At 61.9% G+C, this 19,092-nt stretch carries 15 protein-coding genes; 8 read left to right on the forward strand and 7 right to left on the reverse strand.

What is annotated here, in order from left to right:
* The first annotated feature begins 7 nt into the window (after positions 1-7).
* Positions 8-850 (forward strand): class II aldolase/adducin family protein, encoded by an 843-nt coding sequence (locus QUH67_RS11950; protein WP_300946885.1) that lies wholly within the window; start codon positions 8-10, stop codon positions 848-850.
* Complete coding sequence (locus QUH67_RS11955) at positions 847-1,758, forward strand: Rossmann-like and DUF2520 domain-containing protein (RefSeq protein WP_300946886.1); 912 nt, start codon at positions 847-849, stop codon at positions 1,756-1,758. Before QUH67_RS11950 ends, QUH67_RS11955 begins: the two co-directional genes overlap by 4 nt.
* 67 nt (positions 1,759-1,825) lie before the next feature.
* Here QUH67_RS11955 and hpnH read toward each other — a convergent pair whose 3' ends face one another.
* Together hpnH and ispH are read right to left on the reverse strand one after the other, a co-directional pair.
* On the reverse strand, positions 1,826-2,998 hold the full coding sequence (gene hpnH / locus QUH67_RS11960) for an adenosyl-hopene transferase HpnH (protein ID WP_300946887.1): 1,173 nt from the start codon (positions 2,996-2,998) through the stop codon (positions 1,826-1,828).
* A gap of 79 nt (positions 2,999-3,077) precedes the next feature.
* A complete protein-coding gene (gene ispH, locus QUH67_RS11965; RefSeq protein ID WP_300946888.1) occupies positions 3,078-4,004 on the reverse strand; it encodes a 4-hydroxy-3-methylbut-2-enyl diphosphate reductase in 927 nt (308 codons plus the stop codon).
* 450 nt (positions 4,005-4,454) lie between these two features.
* Here ispH and hpnN point away from each other — a divergent pair, with 450 nt between their 5' ends.
* The gene (gene hpnN / locus QUH67_RS11970) at positions 4,455-7,040 is read left to right on the forward strand and encodes a hopanoid transporter HpnN (RefSeq protein ID WP_300946889.1); all 2,586 of its coding nucleotides are present in this window, start codon (positions 4,455-4,457) and stop codon (positions 7,038-7,040) included.
* Here hpnN and QUH67_RS11975 read toward each other — a convergent pair.
* Positions 7,008-7,715: a DUF2147 domain-containing protein gene (locus tag QUH67_RS11975; RefSeq protein ID WP_300946890.1), complete on the reverse strand. Its 708-nt coding sequence runs from the start codon at positions 7,713-7,715 to the stop codon at positions 7,008-7,010. The genes hpnN and QUH67_RS11975 overlap by 33 nt on opposite strands.
* 101 nt (positions 7,716-7,816) lie before the next feature.
* Here QUH67_RS11975 and hpnO point away from each other — a divergent pair, with 101 nt between their 5' ends.
* The 3 genes from hpnO (at position 7,817) to QUH67_RS11990 (ending at position 10,519) form a co-directional block, all read left to right on the forward strand.
* Positions 7,817-9,208: an aminobacteriohopanetriol synthase HpnO gene (gene hpnO / locus QUH67_RS11980; RefSeq protein WP_300946891.1), complete on the forward strand. Its 1,392-nt coding sequence runs from the start codon at positions 7,817-7,819 to the stop codon at positions 9,206-9,208.
* Between the two features lie 101 nt (positions 9,209-9,309).
* On the forward strand, positions 9,310-9,717 hold the full coding sequence (locus QUH67_RS11985; protein WP_300946892.1) for a GFA family protein: 408 nt from the start codon (positions 9,310-9,312) through the stop codon (positions 9,715-9,717).
* A gap of 76 nt (positions 9,718-9,793) precedes the next feature.
* Positions 9,794-10,519, forward strand: coding sequence for a hypothetical protein (locus tag QUH67_RS11990; RefSeq protein ID WP_300946893.1), 726 nt, complete (start codon positions 9,794-9,796; stop codon positions 10,517-10,519).
* Between the two features lie 32 nt (positions 10,520-10,551).
* On the opposite strand, the gene QUH67_RS11995 is transcribed toward QUH67_RS11990, so the two are convergent.
* Both QUH67_RS11995 and QUH67_RS12000 read right to left on the reverse strand, forming a co-directional pair.
* Positions 10,552-11,454 (reverse strand): alpha/beta fold hydrolase, encoded by a 903-nt coding sequence (locus tag QUH67_RS11995; RefSeq protein WP_300946894.1) that lies wholly within the window; start codon positions 11,452-11,454, stop codon positions 10,552-10,554.
* Positions 11,451-13,073 (reverse strand): GMC family oxidoreductase, encoded by a 1,623-nt coding sequence (locus tag QUH67_RS12000; protein WP_300946895.1) that lies wholly within the window; start codon positions 13,071-13,073, stop codon positions 11,451-11,453. Before QUH67_RS12000 ends, QUH67_RS11995 begins: the two co-directional genes overlap by 4 nt.
* A 187-nt stretch (positions 13,074-13,260) precedes the next feature.
* On the opposite strand from QUH67_RS12000, the gene QUH67_RS12005 reads away from it, so the two are divergent.
* Positions 13,261-14,433 carry a M20 aminoacylase family protein gene (locus tag QUH67_RS12005; protein WP_300946896.1) on the forward strand — a complete coding sequence of 391 codons (1,173 nt, stop codon included), beginning with the start codon at positions 13,261-13,263 and terminating at the stop codon, positions 14,431-14,433.
* A gap of 135 nt (positions 14,434-14,568) precedes the next feature.
* The gene (locus QUH67_RS12010; protein WP_300946897.1) at positions 14,569-15,741 is read left to right on the forward strand and encodes a M20 aminoacylase family protein; all 1,173 of its coding nucleotides are present in this window, start codon (positions 14,569-14,571) and stop codon (positions 15,739-15,741) included.
* A gap of 417 nt (positions 15,742-16,158) precedes the next feature.
* On the opposite strand, the gene QUH67_RS12015 is transcribed toward QUH67_RS12010, so the two are convergent.
* Both QUH67_RS12015 and QUH67_RS12020 read right to left on the reverse strand, forming a co-directional pair.
* Positions 16,159-17,619, reverse strand: a complete 1,461-nt coding sequence (locus QUH67_RS12015; RefSeq protein ID WP_300946898.1) for a UdgX family uracil-DNA binding protein — start codon at positions 17,617-17,619, stop codon at positions 16,159-16,161.
* A gap of 114 nt (positions 17,620-17,733) precedes the next feature.
* Complete coding sequence (locus QUH67_RS12020; protein ID WP_300946899.1) at positions 17,734-18,972, reverse strand: putative DNA modification/repair radical SAM protein; 1,239 nt, start codon at positions 18,970-18,972, stop codon at positions 17,734-17,736.
* Between the last annotated feature and the right edge of the window lie 120 nt (positions 18,973-19,092).

A 19,092-nucleotide genomic window follows, 5' to 3' on the forward strand; every position in this document is an offset into this window, starting at 1 on the left:
GAGAAAAATGCCTCAAACCGAAATTCGCCTCGTCAACGACATCCGCGCTGCCGTGGGGGAAGAAGAGTGGGCAGCGCGGGTTGATCTCGCGGCGTGCTATCGCCTGGTGGCGCTCTATGGAATGACCGACCTGATCTACAACCACATCAGTGCGCAGGTCCCCGGGCATGACGACCAGTATCTGATCAATCCGTACGGCATGCTGTACGAGGAAATCACCGCTTCGAGCCTCGTCAAGATCGATATCGAGGGGCGAACCCTGCTGCAGCCTGACCACGGCTACAATGTCAACGTGGCCGGCTTCTACCTGCATGCCCCGATCCACCGCGCGCGGCCGGATGTGAAATGCGTCCTCCATACCCACACCAGGGCAGGCACGGCCGTCAGCACGCTTGCCGAAGGGCTGCTTCCGCTGTCCCAAACGGCGATGCGGTTTCACGGCCGGATCGGCTACCACGACTTCGAGGGACCGGCGATCGATCGGAACGAATGCGACCGTGTCGTCGCCGATCTCGGCCGGAACGACGTACTGATCCTGCGTAACCATGGCCTGCTGGTTTGCGGCAATACGGTCCCGCAGGCGTTCAATGCCATCTATTGGCTGGAACAGGCCTGCCGGATCCAGATCGACGCACTCGGCTGCGGAAGGCCGCTGCACGCGCCGACCGAATTGGCGATCGGCAACACGGTGACCTGCTTCGCCGGCACTGAGATCACGCTGGACAATGAGCGGGATACCAATCCGGTAATGAACCAAGCGGCGCAGAATCTGCAGGCCGGCTACGGCCTGCTGGAATGGCCGGCGCTGCGGCGAAGGCTCGACCGCATCGATGCGAGCTATGCGCAATGAGCACGGCGCTAGCAGCGTGGAAAATCGGCTTCATCGGCGCTGGCCGCGTTGCGCAAACGCTGGCATCGGCGTTTGACCGCGCGGGTCTGAATGTCGCGGCCTTCTATAATCGCGGCCCCGATGCGGGGCGGCTGCTGGGATCGCGGGTTCCGTCGGCCCGGCCGATGACGCATTCGCAAGGGGTCGTGGACATCTGCGACCTGGTGTTCCTGACGGTCAGCGATGACGCGATCCTGGCGGTCTGCCGCGATTTGCGCTGGGAGCCGCGTCATCGCGTCGTCCATTGCAGCGGAGCGACCGAACTGGCGGCGCTGGATCACGCGAAATCTGTAGGTGCGCTGATTGGCGGATTTCATCCGATGCAGATGTTTGCCAATCCAGACGTAGCGCTCGAAGGCCTGCGCGGATGCACCGTCGGCATCGAAGCCGAACCTGATTTCAGGTGCGACCTGGAACTGCTCGCGACCAGCATCGGGTGCGAACCGCTGGCGCTGCCGGCTGGCGTGCGGCCGCTTTATCACGCCTCGGCCTACTATGTCGGTCCGTTCCTGATCGCGCTGCTCAAGGAGGGCGTCGAACTCTGGAAGAGTTTTGGCGTCAGCGAGGCGGACGCGCTGCGCGCCATGACGCCGCTGCTGCGGGGAACGGTTGCGGCCGTTCTCGACGGGGGACTGGCCAACGGCATGGGCGGGTGCGTGGCGCGCGGGGACGTCGGAACGATCCTCAAGCATCTCGAAGCATTGGACGCGCGCTTTCCTGCTTCAGGTGCGTTGTATCGCGAACTGGCGCTTCGCAATGTTCCTCTCGGGGTCGAGCGCGGCACGCTCAGCGCCGGGCGCGCAGCGGAGATTGAAAATCTGCTTCTGCGAACCCAGGGGCGAACTGGCGATCGTGCCGTGACGGTTTGAGAGATTGCAAAAGAAAGAGCCCCGGCTCACCTGAACCGGGGCTCGCAATCTTTCGCCTCATTCCACCTCAAGCGGCAGTGGAAGCCTTTTCTTTCTCCTGCTGCTTCTGCTTGGCGGCGGCAGCTGCTGCTTCGTCCTTACGAATCTCGGACAACCGCTTCTGCACCTCCGACGAGAAGATGTACTGCGCCGGACGCTGCTTGGAGAGATCGATCTCGGGCGCCATCGGGCCGGTGGTGCGAACGCCCTTCAGCGCCACCCACATTGCCTTCAGCGGGTTGGTCAGCGCGGCGTTGGCCGCGGTCGGCTCGTAGCCGCAATGGGCCATACAGTCGGCGCACTTTTCGTACTTGCCGGTGCCGTAGGTGTCCCAGTCCGTGGTTTCCATCAGCTCCTTGAAGGTCTTGGTGTAGCCTTCGCCGAGCAGGTAGCAGGGCTTTTGCCAGCCGAAGATGTTGCGGGCGGGCATGCCCCAGGGCGTGCACTCATAGTTCTGGTTGCCGGCCAGGAAGTCGAGGAACAAGCCGGAATGCATGAAGTTCCACTTCTTGCCCTTGCCGAGCGCGAACACGTCGCGGAACAGCTTCTTGGTCTTGGTGCGGTTGAGGAAGTGTTCCTGGTCGGGCGCGCGCTCATAGGCATAGCCAGGCGACATCGAGACGCCGACACCGAGTTCGGTGGTGAAGTCGAGGAATTTCGCGATCTCTTCCGCCGGATGGCCGTCGAAGATCGTGGCGTTGACATTGACGGTGAAGCCGCGCGCCTTCGCGGCCTTGATCGCAGAAACGGCGCGGTCGAAAACGCCTTTTTGCGACACCGCTTTGTCGTGGTGGTCCTTCAAGCCGTCGAGATGCACCGAAAAGAACAAGTAGGGCGACGGCTCGAACAGATCGAGCTTCTTTTCCAGAAGCAGCGCGTTGGTGCAGAGCGAAACGAATTTCTTGCGCTCCACCAGTCCACGTACGATCTCGCCGATCTCCTTGTGGATCAGGGGTTCGCCGCCGGGGATCGCCACCATCGGCGCACCGCATTCATCGGCCGCATCCCAGCATTCCTGCGCCGTCATCCGGCGGTTGAGGATCGCATCGGGGTAGTCGATCTTGCCGCAGCCGACGCAGGCGAGGTTACAACGGAACAACGGCTCCAGCATCAACACGAGCGGATATCGTTTCCGGCCAAGCAGCTTCTGCTTGATGAGATAGCCGCCGATACGCATTTCCTTGAAGAACGGTATTGCCATTTGGGAGATTTTCTTTCTGGACTTGGGTCAGGGCCCGGAGGCCCAGACTGAGTTCGTGACTTTAAAATCCTGAAGTAGATCAGACCGCAGTCAGTTCGGCGGGAAGCCGAAACTCGATGTTTTCCTCCCGGCCGGGAAGCACCGATACCTTGACGGGTCCGATACGCCTCAATGCCTCGATCACGTCGTCGACCAAAACTTCGGGCGCCGATGCGCCCGCCGTTATGCCGACCGCCTTTGCATCCTTGAGCCAATCGGGGTTCAATTCGCTCCCGTCGGCAATGAGATAACTCGCGACGCCGACCTCGGTGCCGATTTCGCGGAGCCTGTTTGAGTTGGAACTATTGGCGGCCCCCACCACCAAAATGACGTCCACCAGCTTGCTAAGGTCCCTTACCGCAGATTGGCGGTTCTGTGTCGCATAGCAGATATCCCGGATGTCGGGGCCTTGAATATCTGTAAATTTGGCTTGAAGAGCCGCTATTATGTCTTTTGTGTCATCCACGCTGAGGGTGGTCTGGGTAATATAGGCCACCGGGGCGTCGGTCGGTAGGGTCAGTGCAGCCACATCGTCGACGTTCTGCACGAGCAGGACCGGCCCCGGAACCTGGCCCATGGTTCCCTCGACCTCGGGATGGCCGGCATGGCCGATCAGTACCAGGGTACGGCCCTTGGACATATACCGCTTGCCCTGGTTGTGGACCTTGGTGACCAGGGGGCAGGTGGCATTGAGGACCGGCAGGCCGCGGGCGGCGGCCTCTTCCTCGACGCTGCGGGCCACGCCATGGGCGCTGAAGACGGTTACCGCCAGCGGCGGAACCTCCGACAGGTCCTCGACGAAGATCGCGCCCTTGGCTTTGAGGCTTTCGACCACGTACTTGTTATGCACGATCTCGTGCCGGACATAGACCGGCGGACCGTACTTTTCGAGCGCACGCTCTACGATTTCGATGGCACGCACGACACCCGCACAAAATCCGCGGGGCTGCGCTAGATACACTTCCATGGGACGTCCATTACGCTTGTTGCACCAGGTACAGAATTCGCAAGTTCACCCAAAAGTCTCCGTGCAGCCGGTCACATCCGGATTTTGCAAAATCCGCACCATGACCGGAACCCACTGGTAGTCCCCACCCAAGTAGATGGAAGCGCAGGACTATGTGTCAAAAAATGTGCGGCTGGAAAAGGTGCATCGTGTGATGGTTACCGCGAAGAGGGTAATTTAATACCATTAACGCTTTCTTCAGGCGGTGTGTGGCTCACCGGTTCGTCACTTTGTTGTCCGTCCGGACGGGGTATACCGCCCTCCAAACACCCTGTCCGTCCCGGTCGGCTCCACGAGCAGGACTCAACCCGTTCGGCAGCCGACCAAAACAACATTAGATCGGCTCTGGGAACTCAGCTAGACAGCGGACGTTTTCGCCCAGCTCTCCTTAGAGAATTAGAAAGAAACGAAGTGCTGACCAGTCTTGTCGTCGCCATTGTCAGATCCTGTACGCGGTTTGCCACTCTCGTCGTCATCGTTTCGCTGCTTCTGGCGGTCGGAGCGAGTTTCTATACTGCCCAGCATTTCGCCATCAATACTGACATCAACACGCTGATTTCGCCCGATCTTGACTGGCGAAAGCGCGACAATCAGTTCGAACGCGCGTTTGACCGCGAAAAGCTGATCCTGGCCGTGGTCGAGGCGCCGACACCCGAGCTTGCCAGCGCCGCGAGCAAGGCGCTGGCTGCGAAACTGGCCGGTGACGCGAATTTCGAGTCCGTGCAGCCGCTGGGCTCCGGCGATTTCTTCGAAAAGAACGGACTCTTGTTCCTGCCGGTAGAGGAAGTCGGCAAGGTTGCCGGCCAGCTCGAAGCCGCCGCGCCGCTGATCGAAATCATGGCGGGCGATCCATCGATCCGCGGCCTGACCGGCGCGCTTGAAACCGGGCTTGCCGGCGTCAAGCGCGGACAGGTCAAGCTCGACAATGCCGAGCGGCCGTTCAACCTGATCAGCCAGACCGTCGAGGATGTCCTGAACAAGGGGACGGCCACGTTCTCCTGGCGTGAGCTCGTCAGCGAAACGCCACTGACGGATGCCGACCGCCGCACCTTTATAGAATTCAAGCCGAAGCTCGACTATCAGGCGCTGGAGCCCGGCAAGGACGCCACCGACGCAATCCGGAAAGCGGCGACCGATCTCGACTTTGCCGGCAAATACAATGCGCGGGTGCGGTTGACCGGGCCGGTTCCGATCGCGAATGAAGAGTATGCGACCGTGCAGGATGGCGCGATCCTCAACGGCGTCGTGACCGTCATCATCGTGCTTGCGATCCTCTGGATGGCGCTGCATTCCGGGAAGATCATCTTTGCGGTATTCGTGAACCTGTTCATCGGGCTCGCGCTCACGACCGCGGTCGGCCTGATGATGGTGGGATCGCTGAACCTGCTGTCGATCGCGTTTGCCGTGCTGTTCGTCGGCCTCGGCGTCGATTTCGGCATCCAGTTCAGTGTCCGCTACCGTTCCGAGCGCTTCAAGAATGACAATCTGGCGCTCGCGCTGGAGAGCGCGGCGAGCCGTTCGGCGGTTCCGCTGTCGCTCGCCGCGATGGCGACCGCCGCCGGCTTCCTGTGCTTCTTGCCGACCGATTACAAGGGCATTTCCGAACTCGGCAAGATTGCCGGCGCCGGCATGTTGATCGCGTTCCTGACCAGCATCACGGCGCTGCCGGCCATGCTGAAGCTGCTCAATCCGCCCGGCGAAAATGAACCGGTCGGCTATGCGTTTCTGGCGCCGGTGGACGATTTCCTCGAAAGGCATCGCGTCATCATCGTGGTGGGTACACTGCTGCTCGTCGTCGCCGGGCTGCCGCTGCTGTATTTCATGAAGTTCGACTTCAACCCGATCAACCTTCGCAATCCCAACGCCGAGTCGATCGCGACCTTCCTCGACCTGCGCAAGGACCCCAATACCGGCGCCAACGCCATCAACGTGATGACCACGTCGGAAGAGGAGGCGAAGAAGATCGAGGCGAAGCTGGAAAAGCTGCCGGAAGTCCTGCGCGTGATGTCGATCGATAGCTTTGTGCCAGAGGACCAACCGGCAAAGCTGCAGTTGATCGCGAAGGCAGCAAAGGTGGTCGGGCCTGCGCTCAATCCCGATTCGGTCGACGCAGCGCCGACCGACGAGGAGAATGTCGCGGCGCTGAAAAGCTCGGTCGATGGCCTGCGCAGGGCCGCCGGCGACGGCAAGGGGCCGGGTGCGGTGGCCTCGCGGCGGCTGGCGGACGCCCTCGACAAATTGGCGGGCAGTAATCAGGCGACGCGCGACAAGGCGCAGAACATTTTCGTTGCCCCGCTCAAGATCACGTTCGATCAGCTCAAGAACACGATGCAGGCCGGTCCGGTCACGCTCAATTCGCTGCCGCCGGAACTGCTGAACAGCTGGAAATCCAAGGATGGCCTGATCCGCGTCGAGGCGTTGCCGAAGGGCGATCCCAACGACAATGACAACCTTCGCCGCTTTGCCGATGCGGTTTTGGTGGCCGAGCCGAATGCGATTGGCGGGCCGGTGTCGATCCTCAAATCGGGCGACACCATCGTGAAGGCCTTTATTCACGCCGGCATCTGGGCGTTGCTGGTGATCAGCCTGTTGCTCTGGCTGGCGCTGCGGCGGGTAACCGACGTGTTGATGACGATGGTGCCGCTGCTGGTTGCCGGCGCAGTGACGCTCGAGCTCTGCGTGCTGATCGGGTTGCCGCTCAACTTCGCCAACATCGTCGCGATGCCGCTGCTGCTCGGCGTCGGCGTCGCCTTCAAGATCTATTACGTCACGGCCTGGCGCGAAGGCAGAAAGAATCTACTGCAGTCGAGCCTGACGCGCGCGATCTTTTTCTCGGCGCTGACGACCGCGACCGCGTTCGGAAGCCTGTGGCTGTCCAGCCATCCCGGCACCGCCAGCATGGGCAAACTGCTGGCGCTATCGTTCGTGATCACGCTGGCTGCGGTGCTGCTGTTCCAGCCGGCGCTAATGGGCAAACCGCGCGATGTCGGGGAGTAGGCAGATATCGCCGATGTCGGCGGGCTGAGCCGGTTGGGCAGCCGCCTGCTTCTGAGCGGGCGCGGCCTTCGGCGCGGGTGCGGAACTTGAGGGTGTGGGACTTGCAGGCGCCGGATTGGCTGCACCCGTGGTCTTCGGTGCGACCGGCGCGGGCGCAGGAGGCGCCGCAGTTTTGGGCGCGGCGCCGGGCGGGCCCTTCGGCGCTCCCTTGGCCATGCTGTTGGCGGGGCTCGAGGGAATCGGCGGTCCAACGCGCGTCCAGGTTTCACCGCCACACAAGAACCCGAGCACGCAGCCCTGAATCTCGAGTTGGTCGGTGCCGACCGGCTTGATCGTCGAGCTGTAGAGCTGTCCGTCCTTGGCGTTGTAGACTTGGCCTTCCCAGGAATCGACGCCGGCCTTCTTCTTCATGTCGATCAGGATCGGCATGCCGAGCGTCGGCCGGCTCTGCTTGGCGGCGTCCGGGTTGTTCTTGTCCTTGCCGCCCGGTGTCTTTTCCCAAGCAACCACGCCCCACATATTGCCGCTACATTGGGCGACGCGAATGTTGGCAACGCCATCGGCTACTTTCCAGTCACCGGTGGGGTCGGCAGCGAGCGCAGCGTTAACACCTGTGGCTAAAAAAACTCCCGAATAAACTATTGTACGCGCGATAGTTTTTGGGCAGTGCAACATGGTTCAAACCTATGTTTAAGTAGATGATCCAAAGCGGGGTCAAAACGCCGCATTGAGTGTTTTCAGTTGACGAAGCAGTCATCAACCGACGTATGTAACCGATGCCAAGTTCATATCTAGACGTTTCCGGGCTGTTTGTTGAGCGGCAAGCGCAGCGCAGTTCCATGCATGCACGCCACCTCAACGAGCAACTCGTCCGTGTGCTGAAAACCATCGGCTACGATGTTGGGTTTCAGAGGGGTCAAGGTCAATACCTGTTCGATCGGGACGACGCCCGCTATCTCGATCTACTGAGCGGATTTGGCGTTTTTGCGATTGGCCGCAATCATCCGGCGCTGCGCGAGGCGCTTAAAAGCGTGCTCGACAGCGATTTTCCCAATTTGGTTCAACTTGACGTGTCCACGCTCGCCGGCGTGTTGGCGGAACGCCTGCTGGAACATGTGCCATATCTGGACAAGGTGTTCTTTGCCAATTCCGGCGCGGAAACCGTCGAGGCTGCGATCAAGTTCGCGCGCGGCGCGACCGGTCGCCCCGGCATCGTCTCCTGCTCGCATTCGTTCCATGGTCTATCATATGGCGCACTTTCGCTGATGGACGATGCGAACTTCCGCAGCGGGTTCGAGCCGCTGCTGCCGGGATGCACGCAAATCCCGTTCAACGATCTCGCAGCCCTCGAGCAGGCGTTGTCGTCGCGTCAGGTCGCGGCCTTTATCGTCGAACCGATCCAGGGCAAGGGCGTCAACATGCCCACCGATGAATTTCTGCCGGGCGCCGCCGCGCTGTGCAAGAAATACGGCTCTATCTTCATTGCCGACGAAATCCAGACCGGCATCGGCCGCACCGGAAAATTTCTCGCCGTCGAGCACTGGAATGTCGAACCCGACATGGTGCTGTTGGCGAAGGCGCTGTCGGGCGGTCATGTTCCGGTGGGCGCGCTGCTGACGCGCAAAAGTATCTTCGACAAGATATTCAACCAGATGGATCGCGCGGTCGTGCACGGCTCGACCTTTGCGAAAAACGATCTGGCAATGGCCGCGGGCATCGCCACGCTTGATGTCATCAAGCAGGAGCGACTGGTCGAGCAGGCAGCGCGGCGAGGCGCCGAGCTTCGTCTCGCGTTGACGCGGATGGTGCCCGGCTATGAATTGCTGAAGGAAGTGCGCGGCAAGGGACTGATGATCGGCATCGAGTTCGGTCCGCCCAAATCGCTGAAGCTGAAGGCGTCGTGGAATCTGCTGGAGACCGCGAACAAGGGCCTGTTTTGCCAGCTCATCACCGTGCCGCTGTTCAAGGAGCACAAGATCCTGACGCAGGTGTCCGGTCACGCCAGTCACACCATCAAGCTGCTGCCGCCGCTCGTGATCACGGAAGAAGACTGCAGCTGGATCGAAAAGTCGTTCGACGACGTGATCGCCGCCAGCCACAAGGTCCCCGGCGCGATCTGGTCGCTCGGCAAGACGCTGGTCGACAACGCGGTGCGCAAGTCGGCGTAGGGCGCGCGCGACAGTAGGACGCAATAGCGAGACCATTGCGTTGCAGTCGCCAAATCTCCAAAGTTGTCGAGCGGGCAGGGCTGCATCGATCGGAGGAGAACATGGTCAACGTCACCGGCGGCTGTCACTGCGGCGCTGTCCGCTACGAGATCGCGGGCGAGCCGATCGTTCACGCGCTATGTCACTGCACCGATTGCCGCCGCCACGCCGGTGCGCCGATGGTCGGCTGGACCATGGTTCCGCAGGACGCGCTCAAGGTGACCAAGGGGTCACCGAAGGTCTATCAATCCTCCGAACACGGCCGGCGGCAGTTTTGCGCCGACTGCGGCACCGGACTGTTCTACATCAATGAGAACGTGCTGCCCGGTATCGTCGATATCCAGAGCGGCACCTACGATAATCCCGATGCCGTTCCGGCGACGGTCCATATCCAGACTGCAGAGCGGTTGCGCTGGATGGAACATGCCCACGAACTGCCGAGCTTCGAGCGCTACCCGCCGCAGGCCTAGCACGTGCAATTCGGTGATATAGAAGGCTAACCTCGCGCGAGGGCAAATGCCATCCATAACGTATTGCGACGACGGGATGATGGCCTATCGGTCGGCGAGAAAGATATATCAGCCGGGCGATGGCATCGTGTTCGATGCGGGATATCGGCTCGCGCACCTGCCTCTCGTCAATGCCGCACACCCCGCCGTCATCAGCGAGGCAGAAGATCGCGACTATCGTAACGGCGTCTACGAGAAGACGCGCTATGCGCTGGTGATGCCAATTTCGGCAGACGCTTTTCTCGCATCCGATAAAGCTCAGGCGCTCGAGCTCGCGATGAAGTCCGCGGGCTTCGCGCCAAAGATTTCGTGGGAAATGGGCGAGCGCCGCCGGGAGCGATTGCATGCAACGCTTGCAGGCGTTCCGGAGAGTGATCTCGATCGTTGCGTTGCGGAGGTTCAAGCGCTGCTGGATCAGCTCGGCCCGATATCCGTTCGCCTGAAAGAGCCCTTTCAGGGCACCCGGAACACTGGTCGTATCTATTTCCCCGTCTACCCGCAGAATATTCTGGGCGAAGATCCATTCGCGCTGGTGCAAAAAGCCGTCGGCGCGGTTCCGACAAAGCTCTACCTCGTCGGATATTATCATTTGCGCAGCGAACTCGATCCGATCGAAACCAGAGAACTGGTTGAACTGCTCGATCAGTGGCGGGAGCGGATTGTCGTCACGACGACCATTCCTTTCCTGGAATTGTATGCCACCAACGATGACCTCGCGCTTTCGGCGCGCGTCCATGCGAGGATGTCGGTCGGAGGGCGCTGACAAGAAAGCCGGATGATTGGCGCCGGATGGATCTAGCGGTCTCTTGCCGCGAATATTCGCAAGGCATCCAGCAGGAGTTCTGGATCCTCCTGCCCGACGCAGTGACCGACCCCTTCGAACGTCCATTGGCTCGCCGTCGGAAGCAGCGCCGCGGCACGTGATGCCATCTCTTTATAGATGGGCCAGGATTTTTCCGTGATCGCAATGCGAACCGGGCAGGCGATCTCGGATAGCCCGGCAAACGGGTTGCCGCGCGCATCGCCGCTGTAGACCTGCTCCATGGCTTCGAAGATCGGACGTAGCATCGCCGATTCCATTTCCGGTGTGCAGCGCAGTCGCACGCGGCCGTCTTGTTGCACGGCGAAACCGTTCTGGATGTAGGCCTTGAGTGACGATGTGGTCCAGTCCGCAAACGCCGGTGCAGCCTGGTAGCGCTGGAAGACGGTTTCCGCGTTCTCGAACTCGGGCTGGCGCCGCAGCACGCTTTGTACCGCGCCGGTGGCGAAATCGCTCAATCCGCCGGCACGGGCCGCGCGTGGATCCATCACGGTCGGTTCGACCACGAACAGGCGGGAGAAGCGTCCGGGGCGGAGCTTCGCGGCGAGCAGCAGGTCGGTCGCACCGGCGCTGTGTCCGATGCCGTAGATGTCGGAAAGACCGAGCGCCTCAACCGCGATGCAAACGTCCTCGGCGAAATCCAGGAAGTGGTAGCGATCGGCGGCCGGCTTGTGGCTCTCGCCGTGGCCGCGGCGATCGAATGCATAGACGGTATAGTCGGACGCAAGTAGGCGGCCGATGTCATCCCAGACCTCGGCGACGAAGCCGGTGCCGTGCATCAGAAGTGCAGGCGGCTTGCGCGAATCTTCCTCGCCCCATCGTGCGAGTGCAATCCGTTGGCCGTCAGGTCCGATCGAGAAGCGCTGCGGGTTCGTCAAGCGCGCGCATCCTCGAGGATCATCGTCGCCCCTTTTTCCGCGATCATCGCCGTCGGCGTGTTGGTATTGCCCGACGTAATCGTCGGCATCACCGAGGCGTCGACGACACGCAGGCCGCCGATGCCGTAGAATTTCAGGCGCTCATCCACGACAGCCATCGGATCGCCCGCCGTTCCCATCTTCGCCGTCCCCACGGGATGGAAGATCGTGGTGCCGATATCGCCGGCCGCTTGCGCCAGCGACGCATCGTCGTCGCCGACGGCGGGACCGGGCAGATATTCCTGCGGATGATAGCGCTCCAGCCGCTTCTGCTTCATCAGTTTCCGCGTGGTGCGGATGGCATCGGCCGCCACCTGGCGGTCGTCGTCGGTCGAGAGGTAATTCGGCGCGATCGACGGCGCCTCGTCCGGTTTTGCGGAGCGGATGCGCACGGTGCCGCGCGAGGTCGGCTGCAGATTGCAGGCGCTGACGGTGATGGCGGGAAAACGATGCAGGGGATCGCCGAACTTATCCAGCGACAGCGGCTGGACGTGGAACTGGATATTGGCGCGCTCGCGGCGTGGATCGGAGCGGGTGAAAATGCCGAGCTGCGATGGCGCCATGGTCAGCGGGCCACGGCGGCGGAAGGCGTAGTCGAGCCCCATCAGGCCGCGCCGGAGCAGGTTATAATAGGTCTCGTTCAACGTGCGCACGCCAGAAACCTGGTAGATCGCACGCTGCTGCAGATGGTCCTGCAGATTGCGGCCGACGCCTGGTTTGTCGAGCACGACATCGATGCCCAGCGGCGACAGCCAGTCAGCAGGCCCGATGCCGGTCCGGTGCAGCACCTGGGTCGAGCCGATCGATCCGGCGCACAGAAGGACTTCGCCTCTGGTGCGCGCCTCGACCGCCTCGCCATCTTGCATGAAGCGCACGCCGACGGCGCGGCCGTTCTCGACCATCAGCCGGTCGACCAGCACGTTCTTTTCCAGTCGCAGATTGCCACGGTTCAGCACCGGCTTGAGGAAGCCGCGCGCCGACGACCAGCGGCGGCCGCGCTTCTGGTTGACGTGGAAATAGCTGGTGCCTTCATTGTTGCCGGTGTTGAAATCGGGAATGCGCTTGATGCCCATTTCCTCGGCGGCGTCGCCGACGGCGTCGAGGATGTCCCAGGACAGCCGTGGCGCTTCGATCCGCCAGCCCCCGCCGGCACCGTGATGTTCGCTCTCGCCCAGGAAATGATCTTCCAGCCGTCGGAACAGCGGCAGTACATCGTCGTAACCCCAGCCGGTCAAGCCAAGCTGGCGCCAGTGATCGTAATCGGCGGCCTGACCCCGCATCGAGATCATGGCGTTGATGGCGGAACACCCGCCGATCACCTTGCCGCGTGGGTAGGCCAGTGACCGACCGTTGAGCCCGGGCTCCGCTTCGGTCCTGAACATCCAGTCCGAACGTGGATTGCCGATCGCGAAGAGGTAGCCGACCGGGATATGAAACCAGATCCAGTTGTCGTTGCCGCCGGCTTCCAGCAGCAGCACGCGTTTTTTCGGATCGGCCGACAGCCGGTTGGCCATGATGCAACCGGCGGTACCCGCGCCGACCACGATATAGTCGAAATCGCCTTCGAGCCTTTGCGGCATCTTTGGTTTCCACCCCACCTAATTCCGGCTTTCAATACTTGGCTGGCCGGGACCCGTCTACGCCGAGGCTTCGCTGGGCAGACAAGCCCGGCCATGACAGCCGGAATGGGCGGCGTTCCCGGTGGCGGCTGGGTGGACCGCCCTTTGCATGCTACAGGGACAGAAGCGTCCAACCCGGAAGTCCTCGATGCCCATCGTCAACCGTGTCGCCGAGTTTCAACCCGATATCCAGGCCTGGCGCCGGGATATCCATGAACACCCGGAGCTGCTCTACGACGTTCACCGCACTGCGGCATTGGTGGCGGACCGGCTGCGAGAATTCGGCTGCGACGAGGTGATCACCGGCATCGGCCGTACCGGTGTCGTCGGTGTTATCAAAGGCAACCGGCCCACCGGCGGAGGCGACGTGAAGGTCATCGGGCTGCGGGCGGATATGGACGCGCTGCCGATCGAGGAGGCGACCGATCTGTCCTACGCTTCCAAGACCAAGGGCCTGATGCACGCCTGTGGTCATGACGGCCACACCGCCATGCTGCTGGGGGCGGCACGCTATCTCGCCGAGACCCGCAATTTCGCAGGCAAAGCCGTCGTGATCTTCCAGCCGGCCGAGGAGGGGGGCGCCGGAGCGGTGGCGATGATCGAGGACGGTCTGATGGACCGTTTCGGCATCGAGCAGGTTTACGGCATGCATAACGGTCCGGGCATTCCGGTCGGTTCTTTCGCCCTTCGGCCCGGTCCGATCATGGCCGGCGGCGATGCGGTCTCAATCGAGATCGAGGGGCTTGGCGGGCACGCCGCGCAGCCGCACAAGAGTATCGATTCCGTTCTCGTCGGCGCGCAGTTGATCACGGCGCTGCAATCGATCGTGTCGCGCAGCGTCGATCCGCTGGAATCGGCGGTCATTTCCATCTGCGAGTTTCACGCCGGCAATGCCCGCAACGTGATCCCGCACACCGCCACGCTGGCCGGCACGGTTCGCACCCTGGATGGCGAGGTGCGGAACATGGTGGAGCGGCGGGTCCGCGATGTGGTCGCGGGTGTCGCGCAGGCCACGGGTGCCAAAATCGATTTGACCTACAAACGCGGCTACCCGGTCACGGTCAATCATGCCGGGCAGACCGAGGTCGCGACACGGGCCGCCCGCGACATCGCCGGCAATGCCAACGTGCAGGAGATGGCGCCGCTGATGGCCGGCGAGGATTTCGCCTACATGCTGGAGCAACGGCCGGGCGCGCTGATCTTTTGCGGCAATGGCGACAGCGCAGGGCTGCATCACCCTGCTTACAATTTCAACGACGAGGCGCTGGTCTACGGCACCTCGTACTGGATCAGGCTGGTCGAGAACACGCTGGCCGCATGAGGCCGATCGTCGGGTCTTCCACCCGGACCGGTCAAGCGCTCGGGTGGATGGCGGCCCTGCGGCAGAGGGTTGGGTGGACCGGCCCTTGCATGCTACAGAGGCTTAGCATTCCAACCGTTTGAGGTCAGAATTCCCATGCCCATCGTCAACCGCGTCGCCGATCTGCAACCCGATATTCAGGCCTGGCGCCGCGATATCCATGAAAACCCCGAACTGCTCTATGAGGTCCATCGCACCGCGGCATTCGTGGCCGATCGCCTGCGCGAATTCGGCTGCGACGAGGTCGCTACCGGGCTCGGCAAGACCGGCGTCGTCGGCGTCATCAAGGGCAAGCAGCCCGGCAAGGGCGAGATCAAGGTGATCGGGCTTCGCGCCGACATGGATGCGCTGCCGATCGAGGAAGCCACCAATCTGCCCCATGCCTCCAAGACCCCGGGCCTGATGCATGCCTGCGGCCATGACGGCCACACCGCGATGCTGTTGGGTGCAGCGCGGTATCTCGCCGAGACCCGGAATTTCGCCGGCGATGCGGTCGTGATCTTCCAGCCGGCCGAGGAGGGCGGGGCAGGCGCCGACGCCATGATCAAGGACGGGCTGATGGACCGCTTCGGCATCGAGCAGGTCTATGGCATGCATAACGGCCCGGGGATTCCGGTTGGCTCTTTTGCCATCCGCTCCGGCCCTGTCATGGCCGCGACCGACTCGATCGACATCAGGATTGAAGGGCTCGGCGGCCACGCCGCGCGTCCCAACAAGTGCATCGATTCCGTCCTTGTCGGCTCGCAATTGATCACCGCGCTGCAGTCGATCGTCTCGCGAACCATCGATCCACTGGACTCTGCCGTGATCTCGATCTGCGAGTTCCATGCCGGTAATGCCCGCAACGTGATCCCGCAGACCGCCGAACTGCGCGGCACGGTGCGGACGCTGACCCCGGAAGTCCGCGAACTGGTCGAGAAGCGGGTTCGCGAGGTGTGCGAGGGCGTCGCCAAGATGACCGGCGCCAAGGTCGATCTGGTCTACGAGCGCGGCTATCCCGTGACCAAGAACCATGCCGACCAGACCGACTTCGCCACGCAGGTGGCCAAGGAAGTAGCCGGTGCCCAGAACGTCCATGACATGCCGCCGCTGATGGGCGCAGAAGATTTCGCATACATGCTGGAAGCGCGGCCGGGCGCCTTCATCTTTTGCGGCAATGGCGACAGCGCAGGCCTCCATCACCCCGCCTATGATTTCAACGACGAGGCGATCGTCTACGGCACCTCGTACTGGATCAAGCTGGTCGAGAACAAGCTGGCCGCGGCGTAAGGCGCGCCGCAGGTTCTTCACATCTGAGTTTGAGGATATATCAAGGAAGGCCCGTATCTTCAGTACGGGCCTTCTTTTTTGCCGTTGAAGTCGGATATGAAGATGACACGCGCGTTGTTCGCGTCTCGGGCGTGATCCCGTTGGCGGTCTGGATGGATCGGTTGTGCCCGGCGGATGTAATGGCGAGGGGCTGCGACGCTACAAGACGAGCGGCAGAGTGGGTCGCGCGCTGCACGGCACCGGGGCTGAAGGGGGACCGCGCAGCGCGTCGACCATATGGAGCGTCATGGCGTGACCAGACGTTCCACATTGCCTTGAGAATGCGATTATGATTTCTGTCAATTAATGGTTGTGAAAGGAATTGTCAACTTTGCCGTTATATTTCATCAGAAATTGCGCCTGACAAATTGGCGCAGCTCAGGCCGCATCTGCTGATTTTCGCAGCAGGTCGGCGGCGATTCTGAGATCCTGCACGAAGCGCTCGTATTCGTGGGCCTTGGCTTCGGCATCGGGCAAGCGCAACAGGTAGGACGGATGCACCGTCACCAGCGCCCGGGTTCCATCATCGAGATGGATCAGGCTGCCGCGATTTTTGTTGATTGGCGTGATTTTCCCCAGAACGCTTTGCGCTGCGGTGGCGCCCATCGCCACCACCAGTTCGGGCTTGATTGCGGTGAGTTCGCGCACGTACCATGGCCGGCACGCCCTGATTTCCGCCGTGTTCGGCTTCTGGTGCAGGCGGATTTTTCCGCGTGGCACGAACTTGAAATGCTTCACCGCATTGGTGACGTAGACGGTGCGGCGGTCGATCCCGGCTTCTTGCAGCGCACGATCCAGCATTTGCCCGGCGGGCCCGACGAACGGTTTTCCGGCGAGGTCTTCCTTGTCGCCCGGCTGCTCGCCCACCAGCATGATCCGTGCAGTGGGCGGGCCTTCGCCGAATACGGTCTGGGTGGCATCCTTGTAGAGGGGACAGGCGCGGCAATCGGCGGCTTCCTCGCGCAACGTTTCGATGTCGTCGCCGTCGTGCTTGGGAGGCATATCGTTTCCCTCGTCGTTTCCTTTGGACAGATCCAGTCGCTTCTGCGCCTTATGCGGCTCGGTCGCCGCATTGGTGATCATTGCGCTTGTGCTACGTGCCGCGCCTTCGATCAGGGGTTTAATCAACGAGGCCTCCGGCAGGTTCCTCCAATACTTCTTCGGCATCTCGTTGCGCATCGCCTTAACCTTCAGCCGGGCCGGGTTGAAGATCGAGGCGTAGTAGCTGCGCCAGGTTTCTTCCAGTCGGTCGGCGGTGGGCGCTTCCGACTTGGCGACACCCGGTGTGATCGAGACCGCATGGCCGTCCCAATGCGCGCAGAGATCCGGCGTCAGGATCGACCAGGGCATATCGGCGAACCGTCGCGCGAAGAACGGCGCGGCGAGTTCGACGATATGGTGCTCCGGTTCGAACCAGGCGACGTAGTGCGATTTGTGCTCGCGGCCGATTTCGCGGAAGCGGACGAAGGCGTGCATCTTGTGCTCGTCGCGGCGCACGGCCTTTGCCATTGCGGCAATCTCTGCGACATCGGGATCGGTCGCGATATCGAGCAAATCATGGTTGCTGCGCAGCCGCCACAGCAGCCGGTATAGCAGGGCGAACCGTTGCGGATTTCGATGCAGGATCGCTATCTTCGCTAGTTCAACGAATCTGGACGATACATTGAAGGTGCCATGGGGCGGCTCGAGCGGCAGCGCCGTCGGCGCAAACAGTTCGGGCGCATTGCCGGCGATGGTCCAGCTTACGTCTGAGGGTTTTACGTCGTTCAGCGCCAGCGCGCGTGCCGCCTTTCGCCAGCCGTGGAAATCTGTTTCGTGGTCGAGGGGGATGATGTGCATCTAATTACTTTCCGCATACCCCGCTGTCATTGCGAGAGCGACGAAGCAATCCATGCCTCCGCGTATACCGCGCGATGGATTGCTTCGCTGCGCTCGCAATGACGGCTGTGATACTCAAAACCCAAATCCCAATTGCGTTGCTTTCGGCTTGAATCTTTCCGCCAAACCAGCACCATCGAGCAGATGCAGCGACGGCCGGTGGTCGCTGAGCACGATGAATGGCAGCGCCTTCTTTTGCGGAATATGCAGCCGCGCCAGATCGGCGACCCGGATCGAGGTCAGGCGGCGCGTGGCGATGATGCGGTCGACCGCCTTGGTGCCGAACCCCGGCACCCGCAACAGATCTTCGCGACTGGCGGTGGCGACATCGAGCGGAAAGCGGTCGCGGTGGCGCAGCGCCCAGGCCAGCTTGGGGTCGATGTCGAGCGACAGCATGCCTTTGGTCTCATCCACGATCTCGTCGGCGTCGAAACCGTAAAACCGCATCAGCCAGTCGGCCTGGTAGAGCCGGTGCTCGCGAATGAGCGGCGGCGAAACCAGCGGCAGCGCGCGGCTGGCATCGGGGATCGGGCTGAAGGCCGAATAATACACGCGCTTGAGCCGGTAGGAGCCGTAGAGATTGGCGCTGGTGTCGAGGATGGTCTTGTCGCTGGCCGCATCCGCGCCGATGATCATCTGTGTGCTCTGGCCGGCAGGCGCGAACCGCGGCGGCTTTGTCTTCGTCGCGGTCCTGACGTTCTCTTTGGTTTCGTCGAGCTTCAGGCGCAGACGGCCCATGGTGCGGCGGATCGCGCGCACGTCCTTTTCCGGCGCGAATTTGGCCAGGCTGTTTTCTTCCGGCATTTCGATGTTGATGGAAAGTCGGTCGGCATATTTACCGGCTTCCGCGATCAGCGCGTCGTCGGCCTCAGGGATGGTCTTGAGGTGGATGTAGCCGCGGAAGCGATGCTCCTCGCGCAATTTTCGTGCGACGCTTACCACCTGCTCCATGGTGTAATCGGCGCTGCGGATGATGCCGGAGGAGAGAAACAATCCCTCGATGTAGTTGCGGCGATAGAAGTCGATCGTCAGCTGCACCACCTCGTCGACCGTGAAGCGCGCGCGCGGTACGTTCGAGGACGTACGGTTGACGCAATATAAGCAATCGTAATTGCAGGCGTTGGTGAGCAGCACTTTCAGCAGCGAGATGCAGCGGCCATCCGGCGCGTAGGAATGGCAGATGCCCATGCCCGGCGCGGTCGAGCCGAGGCCCTTGCCGTCGCTGGAATCCCGCTTCTCGGTGCCCGAGGAGGCGCAGGAAGCGTCGTATTTCGCGGCATCCGCCAGGATCTCCAGCTTGCGTTGCACATCCATTATTGAATCCCTTTGATTCCATTCACGAATCGACCAGCCGTCGATCTCGATTGACTCTGCCGGGCCGGTTAGCTTTATATTAGAACATATCATGAACAAATGAGCCAGCCGCGGGTTCAT

Origin of the sequence: Bradyrhizobium roseum (genome assembly GCF_030413175.1) — a bacterium.
GTDB lineage: Bacteria > Pseudomonadota > Alphaproteobacteria > Rhizobiales > Xanthobacteraceae > Bradyrhizobium > Bradyrhizobium roseum.